This is a genomic window from Corallococcus sp. CA053C, assembly GCF_003611675.1.
GTDB lineage: Bacteria > Myxococcota > Myxococcia > Myxococcales > Myxococcaceae > Corallococcus.
The window spans coordinates 66238-81957 of record NZ_RAWA01000004.1 but is presented as its reverse complement, the minus strand read 5'-3'; the positions used below and the strand labels follow the sequence as shown (position 1 = coordinate 81957).

At 70.2% G+C, this 15720-nt stretch carries 12 protein-coding genes; 9 read left to right on the top strand and 3 right to left on the bottom strand.

Translation table 11 applies throughout. The features are described 5' to 3' along the window. Positions 1-700, top strand: a 700-nt coding sequence (locus tag D7V97_RS46580; RefSeq protein WP_120608761.1) for a zinc-binding dehydrogenase, incomplete at its 5' end; no start/stop codon positions are given. 18 nt (positions 701-718) lie between these two features. Here the strand turns inward: D7V97_RS46580 and D7V97_RS01395 are convergent. Then, complete coding sequence (locus tag D7V97_RS01395) at positions 719-2656, bottom strand: alpha/beta fold hydrolase (RefSeq protein ID WP_120608760.1); 1938 nt, start codon at positions 2654-2656, stop codon at positions 719-721. Positions 2657-2812: 156 nt separating this feature from the next. On the opposite strand from D7V97_RS01395, the gene D7V97_RS01390 reads away from it, so the two are divergent. Then, positions 2813-3280 (top strand): GFA family protein, encoded by a 468-nt coding sequence (locus D7V97_RS01390; protein WP_120608759.1) that lies wholly within the window; start codon positions 2813-2815, stop codon positions 3278-3280. Between the two features lie 23 nt (positions 3281-3303). Here D7V97_RS01390 and D7V97_RS01385 read toward each other — a convergent pair whose 3' ends face one another. Beyond that, entirely contained in the window at positions 3304-4959 is a 1656-nt protein-coding gene (locus D7V97_RS01385; RefSeq protein WP_120608758.1) for an FAD-binding dehydrogenase, read from the bottom strand. Between the two features lie 116 nt (positions 4960-5075). On the opposite strand from D7V97_RS01385, the gene D7V97_RS01380 reads away from it, so the two are divergent. The 7 genes from D7V97_RS01380 (at position 5076) to D7V97_RS01350 (ending at position 11498) form a co-directional block, all read left to right on the top strand. Continuing rightward, positions 5076-5780 (top strand): bifunctional 2-polyprenyl-6-hydroxyphenol methylase/3-demethylubiquinol 3-O-methyltransferase UbiG, encoded by a 705-nt coding sequence (locus D7V97_RS01380; RefSeq protein ID WP_158623239.1) that lies wholly within the window; start codon positions 5076-5078, stop codon positions 5778-5780. A gap of 11 nt (positions 5781-5791) precedes the next feature. Beyond that, the gene (locus D7V97_RS01375; RefSeq protein WP_120608756.1) at positions 5792-6358 is read left to right on the top strand and encodes a DNA-3-methyladenine glycosylase I; all 567 of its coding nucleotides are present in this window, start codon (positions 5792-5794) and stop codon (positions 6356-6358) included. Between the two features lie 49 nt (positions 6359-6407). Further along, the gene (locus D7V97_RS01370; protein WP_158623238.1) at positions 6408-7895 is read left to right on the top strand and encodes an alpha/beta fold hydrolase; all 1488 of its coding nucleotides are present in this window, start codon (positions 6408-6410) and stop codon (positions 7893-7895) included. Between the two features lie 34 nt (positions 7896-7929). Continuing rightward, positions 7930-8313: a VOC family protein gene (locus D7V97_RS01365; RefSeq protein WP_120608754.1), complete on the top strand. Its 384-nt coding sequence runs from the start codon at positions 7930-7932 to the stop codon at positions 8311-8313. A gap of 82 nt (positions 8314-8395) precedes the next feature. Next, entirely contained in the window at positions 8396-9961 is a 1566-nt protein-coding gene (locus D7V97_RS45255; protein ID WP_199728668.1) for a hypothetical protein, read from the top strand. 3 nt (positions 9962-9964) lie between these two features. Then, the gene (locus tag D7V97_RS01355) at positions 9965-10378 is read left to right on the top strand and encodes a hypothetical protein (protein WP_120608753.1); all 414 of its coding nucleotides are present in this window, start codon (positions 9965-9967) and stop codon (positions 10376-10378) included. Between the two features lie 55 nt (positions 10379-10433). After that, the gene (locus tag D7V97_RS01350; RefSeq protein ID WP_147444639.1) at positions 10434-11498 is read left to right on the top strand and encodes a HEAT repeat domain-containing protein; all 1065 of its coding nucleotides are present in this window, start codon (positions 10434-10436) and stop codon (positions 11496-11498) included. Positions 11499-11506: 8 nt separating this feature from the next. On the opposite strand, the gene D7V97_RS01345 is transcribed toward D7V97_RS01350, so the two are convergent. Beyond that, positions 11507-15667, bottom strand: coding sequence for an Ig-like domain-containing protein (locus tag D7V97_RS01345; RefSeq protein WP_147444638.1), 4161 nt, complete (start codon positions 15665-15667; stop codon positions 11507-11509). Positions 15668-15720: the final 53 nt, after the last annotated feature.

Sequence of the window (15720 nt, the reverse complement as noted above, 5' to 3'; positions counted from 1 at the left end):
GGCCTACGCGGAGGCGGCGCTCGCGCCGGTGTCCGGGCTGCTCGCCCTGCCGCCGGAGGTGTCGTTCGTGGAGGCGGCGGCGCTGCTGGTGCAGGGGCTGACGGCGTACCACGTGGTGCACACCGTGGGACGGGTGGAGGCGGGGCAGACGGTGCTCGTCCACGCGGCGGCCGGAGGCGTGGGGCTGCTCGCGGTGCAGCTCGCGAAGGCGGCGGGGGCGCGGGTCATCGGCACGGTGTCGGGCGAGGCGAAGGCGAAGCTCGCGCGGGACGTGGGCGCGGACGAGATCATCCGCTACGACCACGAGGACGTCGCGGCGCGGGTCCAGGCGCTGACACAGGGACGCGGCGTGGAGCGGGTGCTGGATTCGGTGGGCGCGAGCACGTGGAAGGCCAGCATGGAGGCGCTGGCGCCCTTCGGCCACCTGGTGAGCTACGGCAACGCCAGCGGCCCGCCGCCGCACCTGGAGGTGGATTCGCTCTACGCGAAGTCGCTCACCGTGAGCGCCTACTGGCTGCGCACGCCCACGCCGCCGGACGTGGAGCGCCGGGCGCGTGAGGCGCTGTTGCAGGAGGTGCTGGCGAAGCGGCTGCGCATGGTGGTGGGCCTTGCGCTGCCGCTGTCCCAGGCCGAGGAGGCCCACCGTCGGCTGGAGGGCCGGGACACGGTGGGCAAGGTCGTGCTGCTCGGGGCGGAGTGAAGATCGCCGCCCCGGGGCTCAGGGCTTCGGGGCCGGGGCCACCGCCGGGGCCACCGCCGGCTTCAGGTAGCGGTCGAAGAACTTCCGGGCGCGCTCGTTCACCAGCAGCTCGTTCTTCTTCTTCTTGAAGCCGTGGCCCTCGTCGGGGAGGAGGAGGTACTCGACGGGGGTGCCGGTCTTCTTCACGGCGGCGACGATTTCGTCCGACTCCGCCTTGGGGACGCGCGGATCATTGGCGCCCTGGATGACGAACAGCGGCTTGCGGATCTTCTCCGCGTGGAACAGGGGGGAGATCTCCTTGAGCATCGCCTCCTGCTTCTCCGGGTCACCCACCTCCTGGAACATGGCCTGACGGAAGGCGCCCCACTCCGGCGGCATGCTCTTCAGGGTGCGCAGCCAGTTGGAGATGCCGAAGGCGTCCACGCCCACGTCGAAGGCGTCCGGGTGGAAGGCGAGCGCCGCCAGCACCATGTAGCCGCCGTAGCTGCCGCCGATGATGCCCACGCGCGAGCCGTCCACGTACGGCAGGCTCGCCAGGTACTTCCGGGACTCCACGACGTCGCGCAGCGGCTCCTTGCCGTGCTTCTGGTCATCCGCGCGCTGGAACGTCTTGCCGTACCCGGTGCTGCCCCGGTTGTTGATGGCCAGCACCACGTACCCCTGATTCACCAGGTACTGCATGAAGTCGGCGTAGCCCTTGCGCGTCTGGTCCCCGGGCCCGCCGTGCACCCAGACGAGCGCGGGCGCCTTGTGTTCGGGCGTGGCCTGGTGCGGCTTGAGCAGCAGGTTGGGGATCTCCATCCCGTCGAAGGACTTGAAGCGCACCACCTGCGAGTCCACCAGGTCCTCCGGATCCAGCTCCTTGCTCATCGTGTCCGTCAGGCGCGTGGCCTTCTTCATGGCCAGGTCATAGACATACAGGTTCGCGGACGAGCGGTCCCCCTCGTGCAGGAAGGCGAGCTGCTTCTCTCCGCGCGCGAAGACGAGTTCGGAGATCATCCCGTCGGGGAGCTGGGGCAGGACGACCTGGGTGCCCGTCTTCATGTCGTGCAGCCGCACCTCGGTGCCCGCATCCACGTTGAGGATGCTCACGCGATAGGCGCCGGTGCGCGAGAAGGTGGACGCGACGATGTCCCAGTCCGCCTTCTCCACCTCCTCCAGCTTCGCGCCGTCCTTCGACAGCCGCACCAGGCGGGTGAACTCCGAGCCGTCGTCCGTGAGCAGGTACAGCTGCCCGGACGCGGGGTCGACGTCCGCCACCGAATAGCTCGCGACGCCCTGGTGGGGCGTGAGGTTCTTCAGCGTCTTCGTCGCGACGTCGTAGCGCCACACGTTGCCGTCGGACGTGGTGAGCGCCTCGTCCAGGGCCACCCACGATTCGTCGGGGGCGACGGCGACCACGCTGAAGCCCTTGTCGTTCTGCATCAGGAGCGTGCGCGCGTAGGTCTTCGCGTCATGGCGGTACACGTCCATGGCGCCTTCGTCGCGCTCGTTGGTGGTGACGTAGAAGGCGGTCTCGTCCTTGCTGAAGCCCAGGAAGTGGGCCACGCCCTTCTTCAGGGGGGTGAGGTCGCGCTCCTTGCCGTCCGGTGTGCGCACGTACACGTGCGTCTGCTCATCGCCGCCCCGGTCGCGCTCGAAGAGGAAGCGGTTGTCGCCCGGGAACGTGGCCACCACGCGCACCCCGTCTGTCTTGGAGCGCGTGAGCGCGTCAGGCTTGCCGCCGCCCACCGGCACGCTGGCGACATTGAAGATGCCCGTGGCGTTCGACGAGAAGAGGATCCGCTGCTCGTCCGAGGCGAACACGGGGCCGCTCACCACCGTCGTCCCCATGAACTGCTTCATCGTGTACTGCTTCGAGGGCCGCTGCACGGGCTTGGGCGCGGCTGCCCCCATCAGCAGGGGACCCAGCAGCGTCACGGCGAGCAGGGGGGGCAGGAACTTCCAGGCGTTCATCCGTCCTCCAGGGTTGGCGAAGGCGGGACTCTGTCCCATCCGCTCGGCGGTTCAAGCGGAGCCCTGGAAAGGGGCCCCCAGAAACCTGACATAAGGCTGTCACTGCCTGGGGGGATAAGGGTCGGGTTCCTTCAACGCGGCACAGGAGATTTCGCCATGACGACCCAGACCCAGAACGACGTTCAGAAGACCCCGGGCCAGAACGGCGCGCGCAGCTACAGCGGCGTGCAGACCTACCAGGGCGGCTGCAGCTGTGGCGCCGTGCGTTACGAGGCCGACCTGGACCTCTCCAACGTGGGCCGCTGCAACTGCACGTTCTGCACGAAGTACGGCACGACGGGGACGATCATCAAGCCGGCTGCCTTCCGGCTGCTGGCGGGCAAGGAGCAGCTGAGCCAGTACGGGCGCGAGGGCACCCCCAACCACCGCAGCTTCTGCAAGCGCTGCGGCGTCCACTGCTTCAGTGAGGGGGACCTTCCCGAGCTCGGCGGGGTGTTCTGCTCGGTCAACATCAACACGCTGGATGACGTGGACCCCACCCACCTCACCATCGGGTACTGGGACGGCCGGAACGACAACTGGCAGGCGGGGATGCGTCCTTCGCCGTGGCCCTTCAAGTCCTGAGGGCCACGGCCCGCCGGGAGCGGCTACACGCGGCTCGCGGCGTCGCGGCCCGCGGCGCGGCCGGAGAAGATGCAGCCGCCGAGGAACGTCCCCTCCAGCGCGCGGTAGCCATGGACGCCGCCGCCTCCGAAGCCGGCCACCTCGCCCGCCGCGTAGAGCCCGGGGATGGTCTCTCCCTGGGCGTTGAAGACGCGGCCGGCGAGGTCGGTCTCGAAGCCGCCCAGCGTCTTGCGCGTGAGGATGTTCAGCTTCACGCCGATGAGCGGCCCCGACTTGGGGTCGAGGATGGGGTGCAGCTTCGCGGTGCGCACCAGCTGGTCGCCCCGGTAGTTGCGCGCCTGGCGGATGGCGGCGATCTGCAGGTCCTTGCCGAACGGGTTGGCCAGCTGGCCGTCGCGCGCCAGCACCTCGCGCTCCACGGTGGCGTAGTCCAGCAGCGGTGTCTCCGTCTTCGCGTTCATGCCGGCGACCAGATCGCGCAGGTTCCCGGCGACGACGAAGTCCTCGCCCTTCTCCTTGAACGCCTCCACCGGGCCCATGGCCTTCTTGCCGATGGCGCGGTTGAGCACGCCCCGCCAGTCCTTGCCGGTGAGGTCCGGGTTCTGCTCCGAACCGGAGAGCGCGAACTCCTTCTTGATGATCTGCTGGTTGAGCAGGAACCAGGTGTGTTCATGGCCCGTCTTCATGATGTGCTCGAGCGTCCCCAGCGTGTCGAACCCGGGGTACAGCGGCGGCGGCAGGCGCTTGCCGGTGGCGTCCAGCCACAGCGAGCTGGGGCCCGGCAGGATGCGGATGCCGTGGCGCGGCCAGATGGGGTTCCAGTTGCGCAGCCCCTCCGTGTAGTGCCACATGCGGTCGCGGTTGATGAGCCGTCCTCCCGCCGCCTCGGTGATGGCGATCATCCGGCCGTCCACGTGGTCGGGGACGCCCTGGACCATGAACTTGGGCGCGGTGCCCAGGCTCTTCGGCCAGCTCTTGCGCACGAGCTCGTGGTTGCCGCCGATGCCGCCGGACGTGACGATGACCGCCTGCGCGCGCAGCTCGAAGTCACCCTCCGTCTTGCGGGAGCTGGTGACGCCGCGCGGAACGTCCGTGGCCTCCAGCCTCATGCCCCGCACGCCGACGACGGCGCCCGCGGTGACGAGCAGCTCGTCCACGCGGTGGCGGAACAGGAACGTGAGCTTGCCCGCGGCCTGCGCGGCCTTCGCGCGGCGCACGAAGGGCTCCAGCACGCCGGGGCCCGTGCCCCAGGTGACGTGGAAGCGGGGGACGGAGTTGCCGTGGCCCACCGCGCCGTAGCCGCCGCGCTCCGCCCAGCCCACCACCGGGAACCAGGTCATGCCCTGCTGGTGCAGCCAGGAGCGCATCTCGCCCGCGGCGAAGCCGACGAAGGCCTCCGCCCACTTGCGCGGCCAGTGGTCCTCCTCGCGGTCGAAGCCCGCGGTGCCCATCCAGTCCTCCAGGGCCAGCGCGTACGAGTCCTTGATGCCCATGCGCCGCTGCTCGGGCGAGTCCACCAGGAACAGGCCGCCAAAGGACCAGAACGCCTGTCCGCCCAGGTTCTGCTCGGCCTCCTGGTCCACGACGGCGACGCGCTTGCCGGCATCCGCCAGCTCGGTCGCGGCGACGAGGCCCGCGAGCCCGCCGCCCACGACGATGACATCCACTTCCTGTCCCATGCGGTTGCCTCCTGGTGACGCTGCGCGCGCGGATGATAGTCGACCTTCCACGGCGGACGGTCGCCTCTCTCCCGGGTTGCTTCCCGCGCCCCGGGACTCAGGGCAAGCTTGCGCGCATGGATTCGGACGCAAGGAGCAACACGGGACCGCTGGGCCATGATGCCGCCGCCTATGCCCAACGGCAGGAGGGGCTGTCCCCGGAGCCGCTGCGGGACGCGGCCTGGGTCGTGGCGGGACAGCGCGCGTCAGGCGTGGTGCTCGACGTGGGCTCGGGCCAGGGCGGCTGGATTCGCAGGTTGCAACACAACCCCAACATCGACCGCGTGCTCAGCACGGACATCCACGATGCGGGAGCCAGCCGCCTGCCCGGCGTGGAGTTCCACCTGTGCGACGTGTCCCGGGACGCGCTGCCCTGCGCGGACGCGTCGGTGGACTGGGTGTTCGCCATCGAGGTGCTGGAGCACCTGGCCAACCCCCGCCACTTCGTGAAGGAGGCCTTCCGGGTGCTGCGTCCCGGAGGCCACCTGTTCCTCACCACGCCCAACAACGACAGCCTGACCGCGCGCCTGTCCTTCCTGGTGCGGGGCTACTTCCCCGCGTTCTGCGAGCAGGACTACCGGGACTCGGGGCACATCACGCCCATCACGGAGCTGGACGCGCGGCGCATGGCGAAGGAGGCGGGCTTCCAGTCCATCGACTTCGACTATCCGTTGCCCGGCCGCATCCCGCGCAGCAGTGTCTACTGGCAGCGCCTGGTGCCCGGGCTGCGCGGTCGCTTGTGGAGTGATGGCCTGTTCGCGCTGCTGACCCGACCCGCATGAGGACCCCACCGATGCAACAGCGTTGCGCCTGGGCCGGAAGCGATCCGCTGTATCAGGCCTACCATGACGAGGAGTGGGGCGTGCCGCTGCGCGACAGCCGCACGCTCTGGGAGATGTTGATGCTGGAGGGCTTCCAGGCGGGACTCGCGTGGATCACCATCCTGCGCAAGCGCGAGGCCTTCCGGAAGGCGTTCCAGGGCTTCGACCCGGCCGTCGTGGCGAGGTTCGGCGAGAAGGACGTCACGCGGATGATGGGCGACGCGGGCATCATCCGCTCGCGCGCCAAGATTGAAGCGACCATCGGCAACGCCCGCGCGTACCTGGCCATGGCGGAGGCGGGCGAGGACTTCTCCACGTTCGTCTGGACCCGGGCGGGCGGAAAGCCCCTCAAGAACACCTGGACGGGGAAGGGCGATGTGCCGGCGAAGACGGCGCTGTCGGAGGACTTCTCCAAGGCCTTCAAGAAGCGCGGCTTCAAGTTCGTGGGGCCGGTCATCGTCTATGCGTGGATGCAGGCGACGGGGCTCGTGGACGACCACGTGGTCGACTGCTTCCGGCACGGCGCGCGGCACCGCTGAGCGAGAGACGGGTGGACCTGATACGGGTCCGCTTGGTTTAACGGACCGCATGCGCGTGCCCTGGAGCTGTGTCGTCGTGATGGGGTGTCTGTCGTGGGGAGCCTGGGCCCAGGCCACTCCGCCCCCGTCCGTCCCCCGCTTCGAGCGCGGCGCCTGCCCGGTGGAGGTGGTTGCCGGGGAGCGCATCGACTGCGGCCTGCTGGTGGTGCCCGAGAACCGACACAAGACGGACAGCCGCTCCATCCTCCTCCCCGTGATGATCTTCCGCAGCCGCGCCGCGAAGCCCGCGACGGACCCGGTGCTGTTCATGCCCGGAGGCCCCGGAGGCAGCGCGGTCCAGCACCGCAACTCCGGCAAGGGGAACCCGTTCCTGGACGAGCGCGACTACATCCTGCTGGAGCAGCGCGGCGCGAAGTTCGCGCAGCCGGCGCTCGAGTGTCCCGAGATCAACGCCCTCAAGGGGGAGCAGGCCGCGGGCCGGTTGCGTGGAGCCGCGGCGACCACCGCGCTGGCGAAGGCCCTGGGACGCTGCCGTGAGACGTTGACGGCCTCGGGCGTGGACCTGGACGGCTACACCACCGAAGCCACCGCGGACGACATCGAGGACCTGCGCAAGCTGCTGCAATTGAAGACGTGGAACCTCTTCGGCATGTCGTACAGCACGCGGCTGATGTTGACGGTGCTGCGCCGGCATCCCGCCGGGGTCCGCAGCGTGCTTCTGGATTCGGTGCTGCCGCCGGAGGTGAACTTCGACGAGGTCGCGGGGGTCAACCTGCTCCGCTCGCTCCACCTGGTGTTCGACGGGTGTGCCGTGGACCGCGAATGCGGGACGCTGTATCCCGACCTGCCCGCGCGCTTCGCGAAGCTGGTGGCCGCCGCGGACCGCCGGCCCCTGCCGCTCAAGCTGGACGCCGCGGCGACGGGGGGCAGGCCGGTGGAGGTCCGGGGCGCGCAGGTGGTGGAGGCGCTCTATTCGGCGCTGCATGACCCCGCTGCGATTCCGCTCATCCCGAAGGTCATTGGAGACGCGTCGGAGGGGCGCTTCGAACGCCTGACGCGCCTGGTGCAGGACAACCAGGGGCCGGCGACCTTCGCTTTTGGCCTGCGCTACTCGGTGTGGTGCGCGGAGGAGCTTCCCTTCGAGAACCCGGCCCGCATGGCCGCCCAGCATGCTCCCGCCCTGGGGCTGGGCGGCGTGGACGAGGCGGCGGCCTCGCCCGAGGAGTGCCGCGCCTGGAACGTCACCGCCGCCTCGCCCGTGGAGAACACGCCGGTGAACAGCGACGTGCCCACGCTCATCTTCGCGGGAGAGTTCGACCCGGACACGCCGCCAGAGTGGAGCCGCCGGCTGCTGTCGGCCATGCCGCGGGCGTACTCCGTGGAGATGCGGGGCCGCAGCCACGGGGCCTCGTTCCACCCGTGCGGCCTGGGCATCGCCATGGCCTTCCTGCGCGACCCCACGCGTGCGCCCGCCGTGGACTGCGCGCTCAAGCTGCGCGGTGCGGACTTCTCGCTGAGCGCGCACCCTGTTGATTGAAGATCCACCCGATGTAGCCAGCTGGAGACATGGAATGCGAATCAACCTGACGAGCGTGATGGTGGACGACCAGGCCCGGGCCCATCAGTTCTACACGGAGGTGCTGGGCTTCGTGACCAAGGTGGACATCCCCATGGGGGAGTTCCGCTGGCTGACCGTCGTGTCGCCCGATGAACAGGAGGGGACCCAGCTCCTCCTGGAGCCCCTGGGCCTGCCCGCCGCCCGCGTGTTCCAGAAGGCGCTGTTCGACGCGGGCATCCCCCTGGCGTCGTTCGCCGTCGATGACTGCCACGCGGAATATGAGCGGATGCTGAAGCTGGGCGTGGTGTTCCGGGGCAAGCCCACGCTGCTGGGGCCCGTCACCGCCGTCGTGTTCGAGGACACCTGCGGCAACCTCATCCAGATGGCCCAGGTCTGAAAGCCTCCCCGGCTTGATGTGTCTCCAGGCTTCCGATGTATGCTGGGCTTTCTCAGCTGCACCAGAAGAGGGGGAGAACATCATGCGGATTCAGACGAAGCTTCCGCCGCTGGAGCCTCGCAAGGCGCTCACGCCGGCGGGAAGTGCTCCAGCGCGCACGGCGGGCAATGCCGCCACCACGACGACCTCCGGCGCCACCGCGCGCCGGGCCGGTTTCTCCGAACAGAGTGCGTTCGTCGGCAAGTCGCCCGACCTGACGGCCACGTTCCAGCGGGAGTTCGGAGCGCTGTCGTCGGACAAGCAGAAGTTCCACGACACGATGCGCACCGTGTACGGCGAGGGCTACAACGCCGCGCAGGCCGAACAGTTCCGGCAGCAGGCGCAGAAGGGTGACTTCGGCTGGCTTCCCCCGGTGAAGCTCGTCTCCGCGGAGACGCTCCAGGGCGCCAACGGCGCGTATGACGCCGCGTCCGGCACGGTGTTGATCAACGAGTCGTTGGATCCGTCGCTGGCGGCCTCCACCTTCGTGGAGGAGGCGGGCCACCACCTGGACACGAAGCTCAACACCCAGGACACCCAGGGCGACGAGGGCGAGCTGTTCCGCCGCATCCTGTCCGGCGAGAAGCTGTCCCCCAAGCAGGTGGCGGACATCCGCGCGGAGAACGACAAGGGCATCATCAAGGTCGACGGCAAGGACACGCAGGTCGAGTTCTGGAACCCGTTCAAGGCGATTGGCGACGCGGTCTCCACCGTGGGCAAGGCCGTGGGTGGCGCCATCAGCACCGCGGCGAACGCGGTGGGCAGCGCGGTCAGCACCGCGGTGAAGGCCGTGGGGAGCGCCGCGACCGCCGTGGGCGGCGCGATCAGCACCGCGGCGAAGGCGGTGGGCGGCGCGGTGAAGACGGTCGCCGTGCGCGTGTTCGACGGTGTTCGCAGCATGGCCACGGGCATCGTCAGCGCCGCGAAGGGCGCGGTGCGCAACATCGGGGAAGGGATCGGGACCTTCTTCGGCGGCATCGGGAAGCTCTTCCAGGGGAAGTTCGGGGAAGGCTTCAAACAGATGGGCCTGGGGTTGCTGAAGACGTTCGTGCAGACGCCCGTGGATGCCTTCCTGATGCTCGCGGGCCGCGCGGTCAGCGGCATCCAGACGCTGATTGGCCTGGAGCCTCCGGCGCGCAAGCTCAGCTCCACGGAGATTGAGACGCTGCGCAAGGTGTACGGGGACAAGATCGACTACTCGGCCATGCGCATCAAGGAAGGCAGCTCCGGCCTGTTCAGCACCACCGGGCGCGCGTTCACGCACGGCAACACCATCTACATCCCGCCGGAGAACATGCCGCTGACGCCGGACCTGCTGGTGCACGAGTCGGCGCACGTCTGGCAGCACCAGAACGGCGGCACGGACTACATGAGCGAGGCGCTCGTGGCCCAGTACATCGGGGACGGCTACGACTTCGAGAAGGGCCTGGACGCGGGCAAGGCCTGGAAGGACTTGAACCCGGAGCAGCAGGCGGAGTTCCTCCAGCAGGCCCAGCTCTCGGGGTTCTTCGACAACCCCGGCGCGACCTTCCGCTACAACGGCAAGGACTACACGGCCCAGCTGAACGACGCGCTCGCGCAGGTGCGGGCCGGCAAGGGAGCGCCCTAGTCCATGACGTCGCCGCGTGGGGCCAGTCCGTGGTGGTGTTCGGCGCTGTTGCTGCTGCTGCTCACCGCCTGCCGTCCGGTCATCCAGGTGACCCTGGCGGCGGGCGCGCAGCAGCTGCCCGCCCCTCGCTTCGAGGTGGAGGACCCCGAGCATCCGGACCGTCCCCGCTACAACACCGTCCAGGTGTTGGACCGGGCCGGAGAGGTCTTCTGGCACCTGCGGGCGGAACCCTTCGGCGACCTCAACAGCGTGGGAACGCTCACCTACGGGGAGCCTCCCACGGGGTTCATGGCGGTGGAGGAGCCCCGGGCGCTCCAACCCGGGGGGCGCTACGCCCTCTACGTGGTGGGCAAGAACCGGGGCACCCTCCACTTCGACGTGGACGCGGAGGGCCACGTCACCGCTGTTCCTCCGTGACGGGCCGTGGGTGTCGCGGGATGATCCCTCGACCCCGCGCCGTGAGGAGCCCCGCTTGAGTCGTGTCCCGACCGTTGCTGAATGGCTTGTCCGCCTCGCCTCGCGCGATGCCGGGGCGCGGGAGGAGGCGCAGGAGGCCCTGGGCGAGTTGCTCGGCACCGGGGATGTGGATGCGCGGGAGCGGACTGCCCGCGCGCTGCTGGAGGAGCTGGGCCGGCCCGGGTCCAAGGTCGTCGCGCCGCTCCTGTCCCTGTTGCAGGCCTGCTGGTGGCCTCCGCAGGCGGGCCTCGCCAGCACCGCCGTCCAGGCCGTCCTGGAAGCGGTGACGCGGGTGGAGGCCGAAGGGCAGGACGTGGAGCACGCGGCGCAGGTGCTGGCCAACGTGTGCCGCGTGGACCCCTCGCGGCTCTCCGTCCTGGACGGCGCATTCGAGCATCCCCACGCCTCCGTGCGGAGCGCGATGGCGCGCGTGGTGGGACGGGTGGGTCAGGCCGCGCTGCCGTGGTTGCCCCGGCTGTTCGCCCTGCTGGAGGACGAGGAGCCGGTGGCCATCGCGGCCGTGGAGTCGTTGGGCTCACTCGCCCCGCTGGCGCCGGAGGTCACGGCGCCCCGGCTGGTGGAGCAGGTGCGGAAGGCGGAGGGCGCGCGCCTCTACCTGGCCATCGTGTCGCTGCGAAGTCTGGTGGAGGAGCGTCGCCAGGGAGGCCAATCCCTCCCAAGGCTGACCGACCTGGAGCCCGCGCTGCTGCGCACGCTGGAGGAGCCGGAGCCGCCCAGTCGCCTGGAGGCCGTGGCCCTGCTGGGATTGACGGGCCCCGTGTCGGAGGACGCGCTCACGGCCCTGCGGGACTCGCTGAAGGATCCGAGCCCCTCCGTGGCGGCCCATGCCGCCGTGGCGCTGCTGCGGCTGGGGGCGCCACCGGCGGAGGCCCTCTTCCTGCTGAAGGGCCAGCTGGGCCCGGCGGCGGCGCCCGAGCTTCAGGGCGCCGCGCTGTCCGCGCTGGTGGAGGTGGAGCCCTCCACCCTGTTCCGCGCGAAGGGCATCTTGGAGTCGGTGGTCCGCGATTCGACCGGGCCGACCCGGGATGCCCTCCGCGAGCTGCTGGATTCCATCCGCTGAGCGGTGGCTCAGTTGCCGGCGCAGGCGGACATATTGCTGCCCGGGTAGCCGCCGGTGCCGGACCACGTGGCGGGCAGCGTCGTCAGGCCCGGCTGCACCTTGTAGGAACCGGTGCCGCTGGTGTGACGCCAGTAGATGTTGCCCCCGCCCGTGGGGCTGAGGACGGCAATCCAGTACGTCGTGCCGGACGTCACCGCTTGTGACGTGATGGTGCAGACGTTCCACGCGCCGGGCGTGACGGGCGTGACGGTGCACCCGCGCAGCTGCGCGCCGGGCGTCCCGCTCCCATTCGCATACAGGCCCAGGTGGAGCGTGGTGGCCGTCGTCTGTGCATCCACATAGAGGTTCAGCCGCGTGACGTTGCCGGTGGCGCTCGCGGCGTAGCTGAAGGCCGCCGCGACGCCCGCGTTCTCGAAGTCGGACGTCGTCAGCACGGTGCTGTTGCCGACGAGGGCGGTGGGCGCTGCGGGGGTCGTCGCGCTGGCGTTGGCCGTGTAGGCCGAGCTTCCCGCGGCATTGGTCGCGCGGACCCGGTACCAGTAGCGGGTGCTCGCGGCCCGGCCCGTGTCACTGAACGTCGTCACGTTGGCGCCCGGCGTCCCGACCTGGGCGAAGGTGCCCGGGGCCCCGGAGACGTCCGGCGCCCGCTCCACCTGGAAGCCGCTCTCGTTGTTGGAGGCATCGGTCCACGCCAGGTCGATCTGCCCCGACGACACCGCCGTGGCCGTCAGGCCCGAGGGCGCCGCAGGTGCGGTGGTGGCGCTGTTCACGGTGATGGAGACCGTGGCGGAGTTGGTGCTGGCGGCGGGGTTGCCATTGTCCACGGCCACGGCGCGCACCGTGTGGCTTCCCTGAGAGGGATTGCTCCAGGTGCAGCCGTAGGGGCTGGTGGTGCTGGAGCAGATGAGCGACGTGCCGTCCGCGTAGAAGTCCACCCGCGCGATGCTCCGGCTGAAACCCGCGCTGGCGGTCGCGGCCAGCGGCACGGAGGCCGGCGCCGTGTACGTGGCGTTGGCGGCGGGGGAGGTGAGACTCACCGTGGGCGGATTGGACAGCGTGAGGGGCACCGCGGCGGAGGTGGTGGCCTGGAGCGTGTCGTCGGTGGCCTTCGCCGTCACGCTGTGCGCGCCGTCCTGGAGCGAGCTGACGCCGCAGCTCACCGACGTCGTGGTGGGCGCGTTCACGGTGCAGAGCAGCGCGGTGCCGTTGTCGAAGAACTCCACCTTCGTGAGCGTGCGGCCCGGGCCCGCCGTGGCGGTGGCCTGGAGGTTCAGGTTGGCGGGCACGGTGAAGTTGGCGTTGGCGGCCGGCTGGGTGATGGACACCGTGGGCGCGGTGGAGCTGCCCGCGGAGAGCCCATACATCGAAGCGCTGGACGCGCCCGTGTACACGGTGGAGGTGCCGAACGTGGGGCCCGGCAGCGCGGAGAGGCCCGTGGGGGAGTAGCGCATGGAGCCGGTGGGCAGGTCCATGTAGCGGAACACGCCGCCCCCGTTCGCGCCCAGCAGGGCCAGCCAGTAGACGGTGCCCGACGTGACCGTCACCTGCGGCGCGGCGGTGCAGCCGTACCACTGGCCCGTCACCAGCGGCAGCGGATCCACCACCGTGGTGGTGCAGGAGGAGAGCAGGGTGCCCGGAGCGCCCGAGGCATCGCTGTAGACGCCAATGGACAGCGACGCATTGGCATTGCCCGGCGCCGCGAAGACCTTGAGCGTCCCCAGCGTCCCCGTCGCGACGGCGGTGTACTGGAAGGCGTTCACCGAGCCGCCGTTGTCGGAGTCGTTCTGCGTCCCCACGGTGTCGATGCCCACGAGCCGCACGCCGCCCACGGAGGGGCTCACCGTGAAGCTCACGGGCGCGGAGTTCGTGACGAGCGCCGGGCTGCCACTGTCCGTCGCGCGGGCAAGGACATTGGAGTACGTGCCGGCCGTCGCGTTCCAGGTGCAGCCCGTGCCGGTCGTCGTGAAGCAGAGCGACGTGGTGCCCTGGAAGAACTCCACGCGCGTGAGGGTCCGCCCCGCGCCCGCGCTGGCCGAAGCGCTGAGGGTCGTGGGCCCCGTGGGCAGCGTGGCGCCGGAGGCGGGACTCAGGATGCTGACCGTGGGCGGGCCGGCGACCGTGATGGCCACCGACGCGGAGCCGCTCTCGCCCAGGTTGTCCACCGCCTCCGCGCTCACGGTGTGGCTGCCATTGCCCAGGCTGCTCGTGGCCGTGCAGGTGACAGGGTTGGTGACGGGGGCGTTCACGGTGCAGAGCACGGTGGCGCCCGCGCGGAACGTGACGCTGGCAAGCGTGCGGCCCGTGGTGGGCGTGGCCGTGGCGCCCAGGCTGAGCGTCGCGGGCGCGGTGAAGTTCTGCCCGGCCGAGGGCGCGGTGATGGCGACGGCGGGGGCGGTGGGAGGCGCCCCGGAGATGACGATGACCCCGCTGGTCGAGTGGCGGATGCGGAGCGCGTTGTTCCCGGTGTCGAAGGTCCACCCGTCCGCGGCCAGGTCCGTGCGCTGCGACAGGGCGGTGCCGCCCGCCGTCACCGCCGAGGGGACGAAGGCGAGGCGCAGCACCTCCGTGGCGCTGGCGTCGTAGGTGGTGTAGCGGACCTCGTTGCCGGGCCCGTAGGTGACGCTCTTCACCACGGAGGTGGAGCGCAGCAGGTGGTTCTGTCCGGCGGGTGCCCAGTCCGGCTGCGCGCCCATGCCGATGACGAAGTGGCGGATGAAGTCACCCCAGCCATCCGTGAACCAGACGTTGTTGGGATACGGCCCGTCGATGGTGAGTCCGCTGTTGCGCACCATGTACGTGGCCCAGTTGAACGCGCGGAAGGCCTTGTCCTTCGCCGTCGCATCCCCGGTGAGCTCCGCGTAGCGCGCGTTCACGGCGGCGTAGCGCGAGGTGTGGCTGCCCATCTTGTAGTGGAAGGCGTACTGCTCCTTGATGGGGCGCGCGCCGAACTCCAGTGTGTCCCCGAAGTTCGTCTCGATGAAGGCGATGATGTTCTGCACGTGCGCCTGCCAGCTCGGGTCCAGGCCGGGGTTGTCCATCAGGAACTTGGCCGTCTCCCCGGGCACGAGCTGGTTCAGGTTGTTGGTGGCGTCCGAGCCCACGTCCTCGAAGTACTGGGTCCAGTTCTGCGTCGCGATGGGGCCGTTGGTGCCGAGCAGCCACGCGAGGACGGTGGCCTGGGTGCTCTGCCATTGGGACAGCTGCGTACTCGAGTAGCCGGGCGCGCCGTTCAGCGTGCCCGCCTGTCCCAGCTTGATGAGCTCCTGGAACAACTTGAGGGGCTCCACGACGTTGGACGCGAAGTTGTCGACGATGTTCGCGCCGGTGCGCACGGCGTTGTCGGAGGCACGCACGCGGTACGGCCATGGCGACACGGTGGCGCTTGGCGTGCGCAGGTGGCTGGTGAGCTGGTTGGCCGCGTTGATGGCCATGTCGCGGTAGGCCGTGTTGCCATTGAACTTGAAGGCCTGGACGGCGGCCCACGCGAGCGCGCCGACCTTCTCCGGCTGGAGGTAGCCCACGCCGTCGCCCACGCCCACCGACCCGCCCGCCTGCGCGCCGGCGTACGTCAGCGTGCCGCTGGCGCCGCTCGCGTAGGGCACCTGCGACCAGTGGTCCCCCACGGCCGTCATGCCGTGCGCCAGGTGCCAGTCCAGCAGCGCCAGCGCGGCGTTCCGCAGGCGCGGGTCGTTCTTGTAGGGCGAATACGCGAGGCCGGACTCAATGAGCATCGCGTTCAGGCCGGCGGGGTTGTGCGGCCAGCCCACCGGCTCACCGGCGGGAGAACACCCGGGAGCCGTGCCGCTGCACAGGTACGAGTGCGCGTAATAAGCAGGCTTGGCCACCGACGGGTTCGTGAGGTTGGACAGGTTGGGGAGCGCGAGCAGGTAGTTCTGGTTCAGGTCCAGCACGTAGTCATACGCGGCGGAGCTGCCCGGGTTCGTGGGAGGCGCCCAGGACAGCAGCTTCCCCGTGCCGTCGCACTGCGCGGCGTGCTGGTCGATGCTGCCACCGCCGCTGCACGCGAGCGCCTGGCGCACGGTGGTGGGCGCGGGCGCGTCGGAGGGCGCGACACAGCCAGTGAGCAGCATGCAGGTGAGCGCGCCGATGAGGCCCGGGCGCGACGCAAGAAGGGAGCGGACGGTCCGCTCCGGAAGGGGGGAATGCATGAGGGGGGTGTCCTTGGGGGAGCGCACAAAACAGCAACGGCCCTGGAGATGGC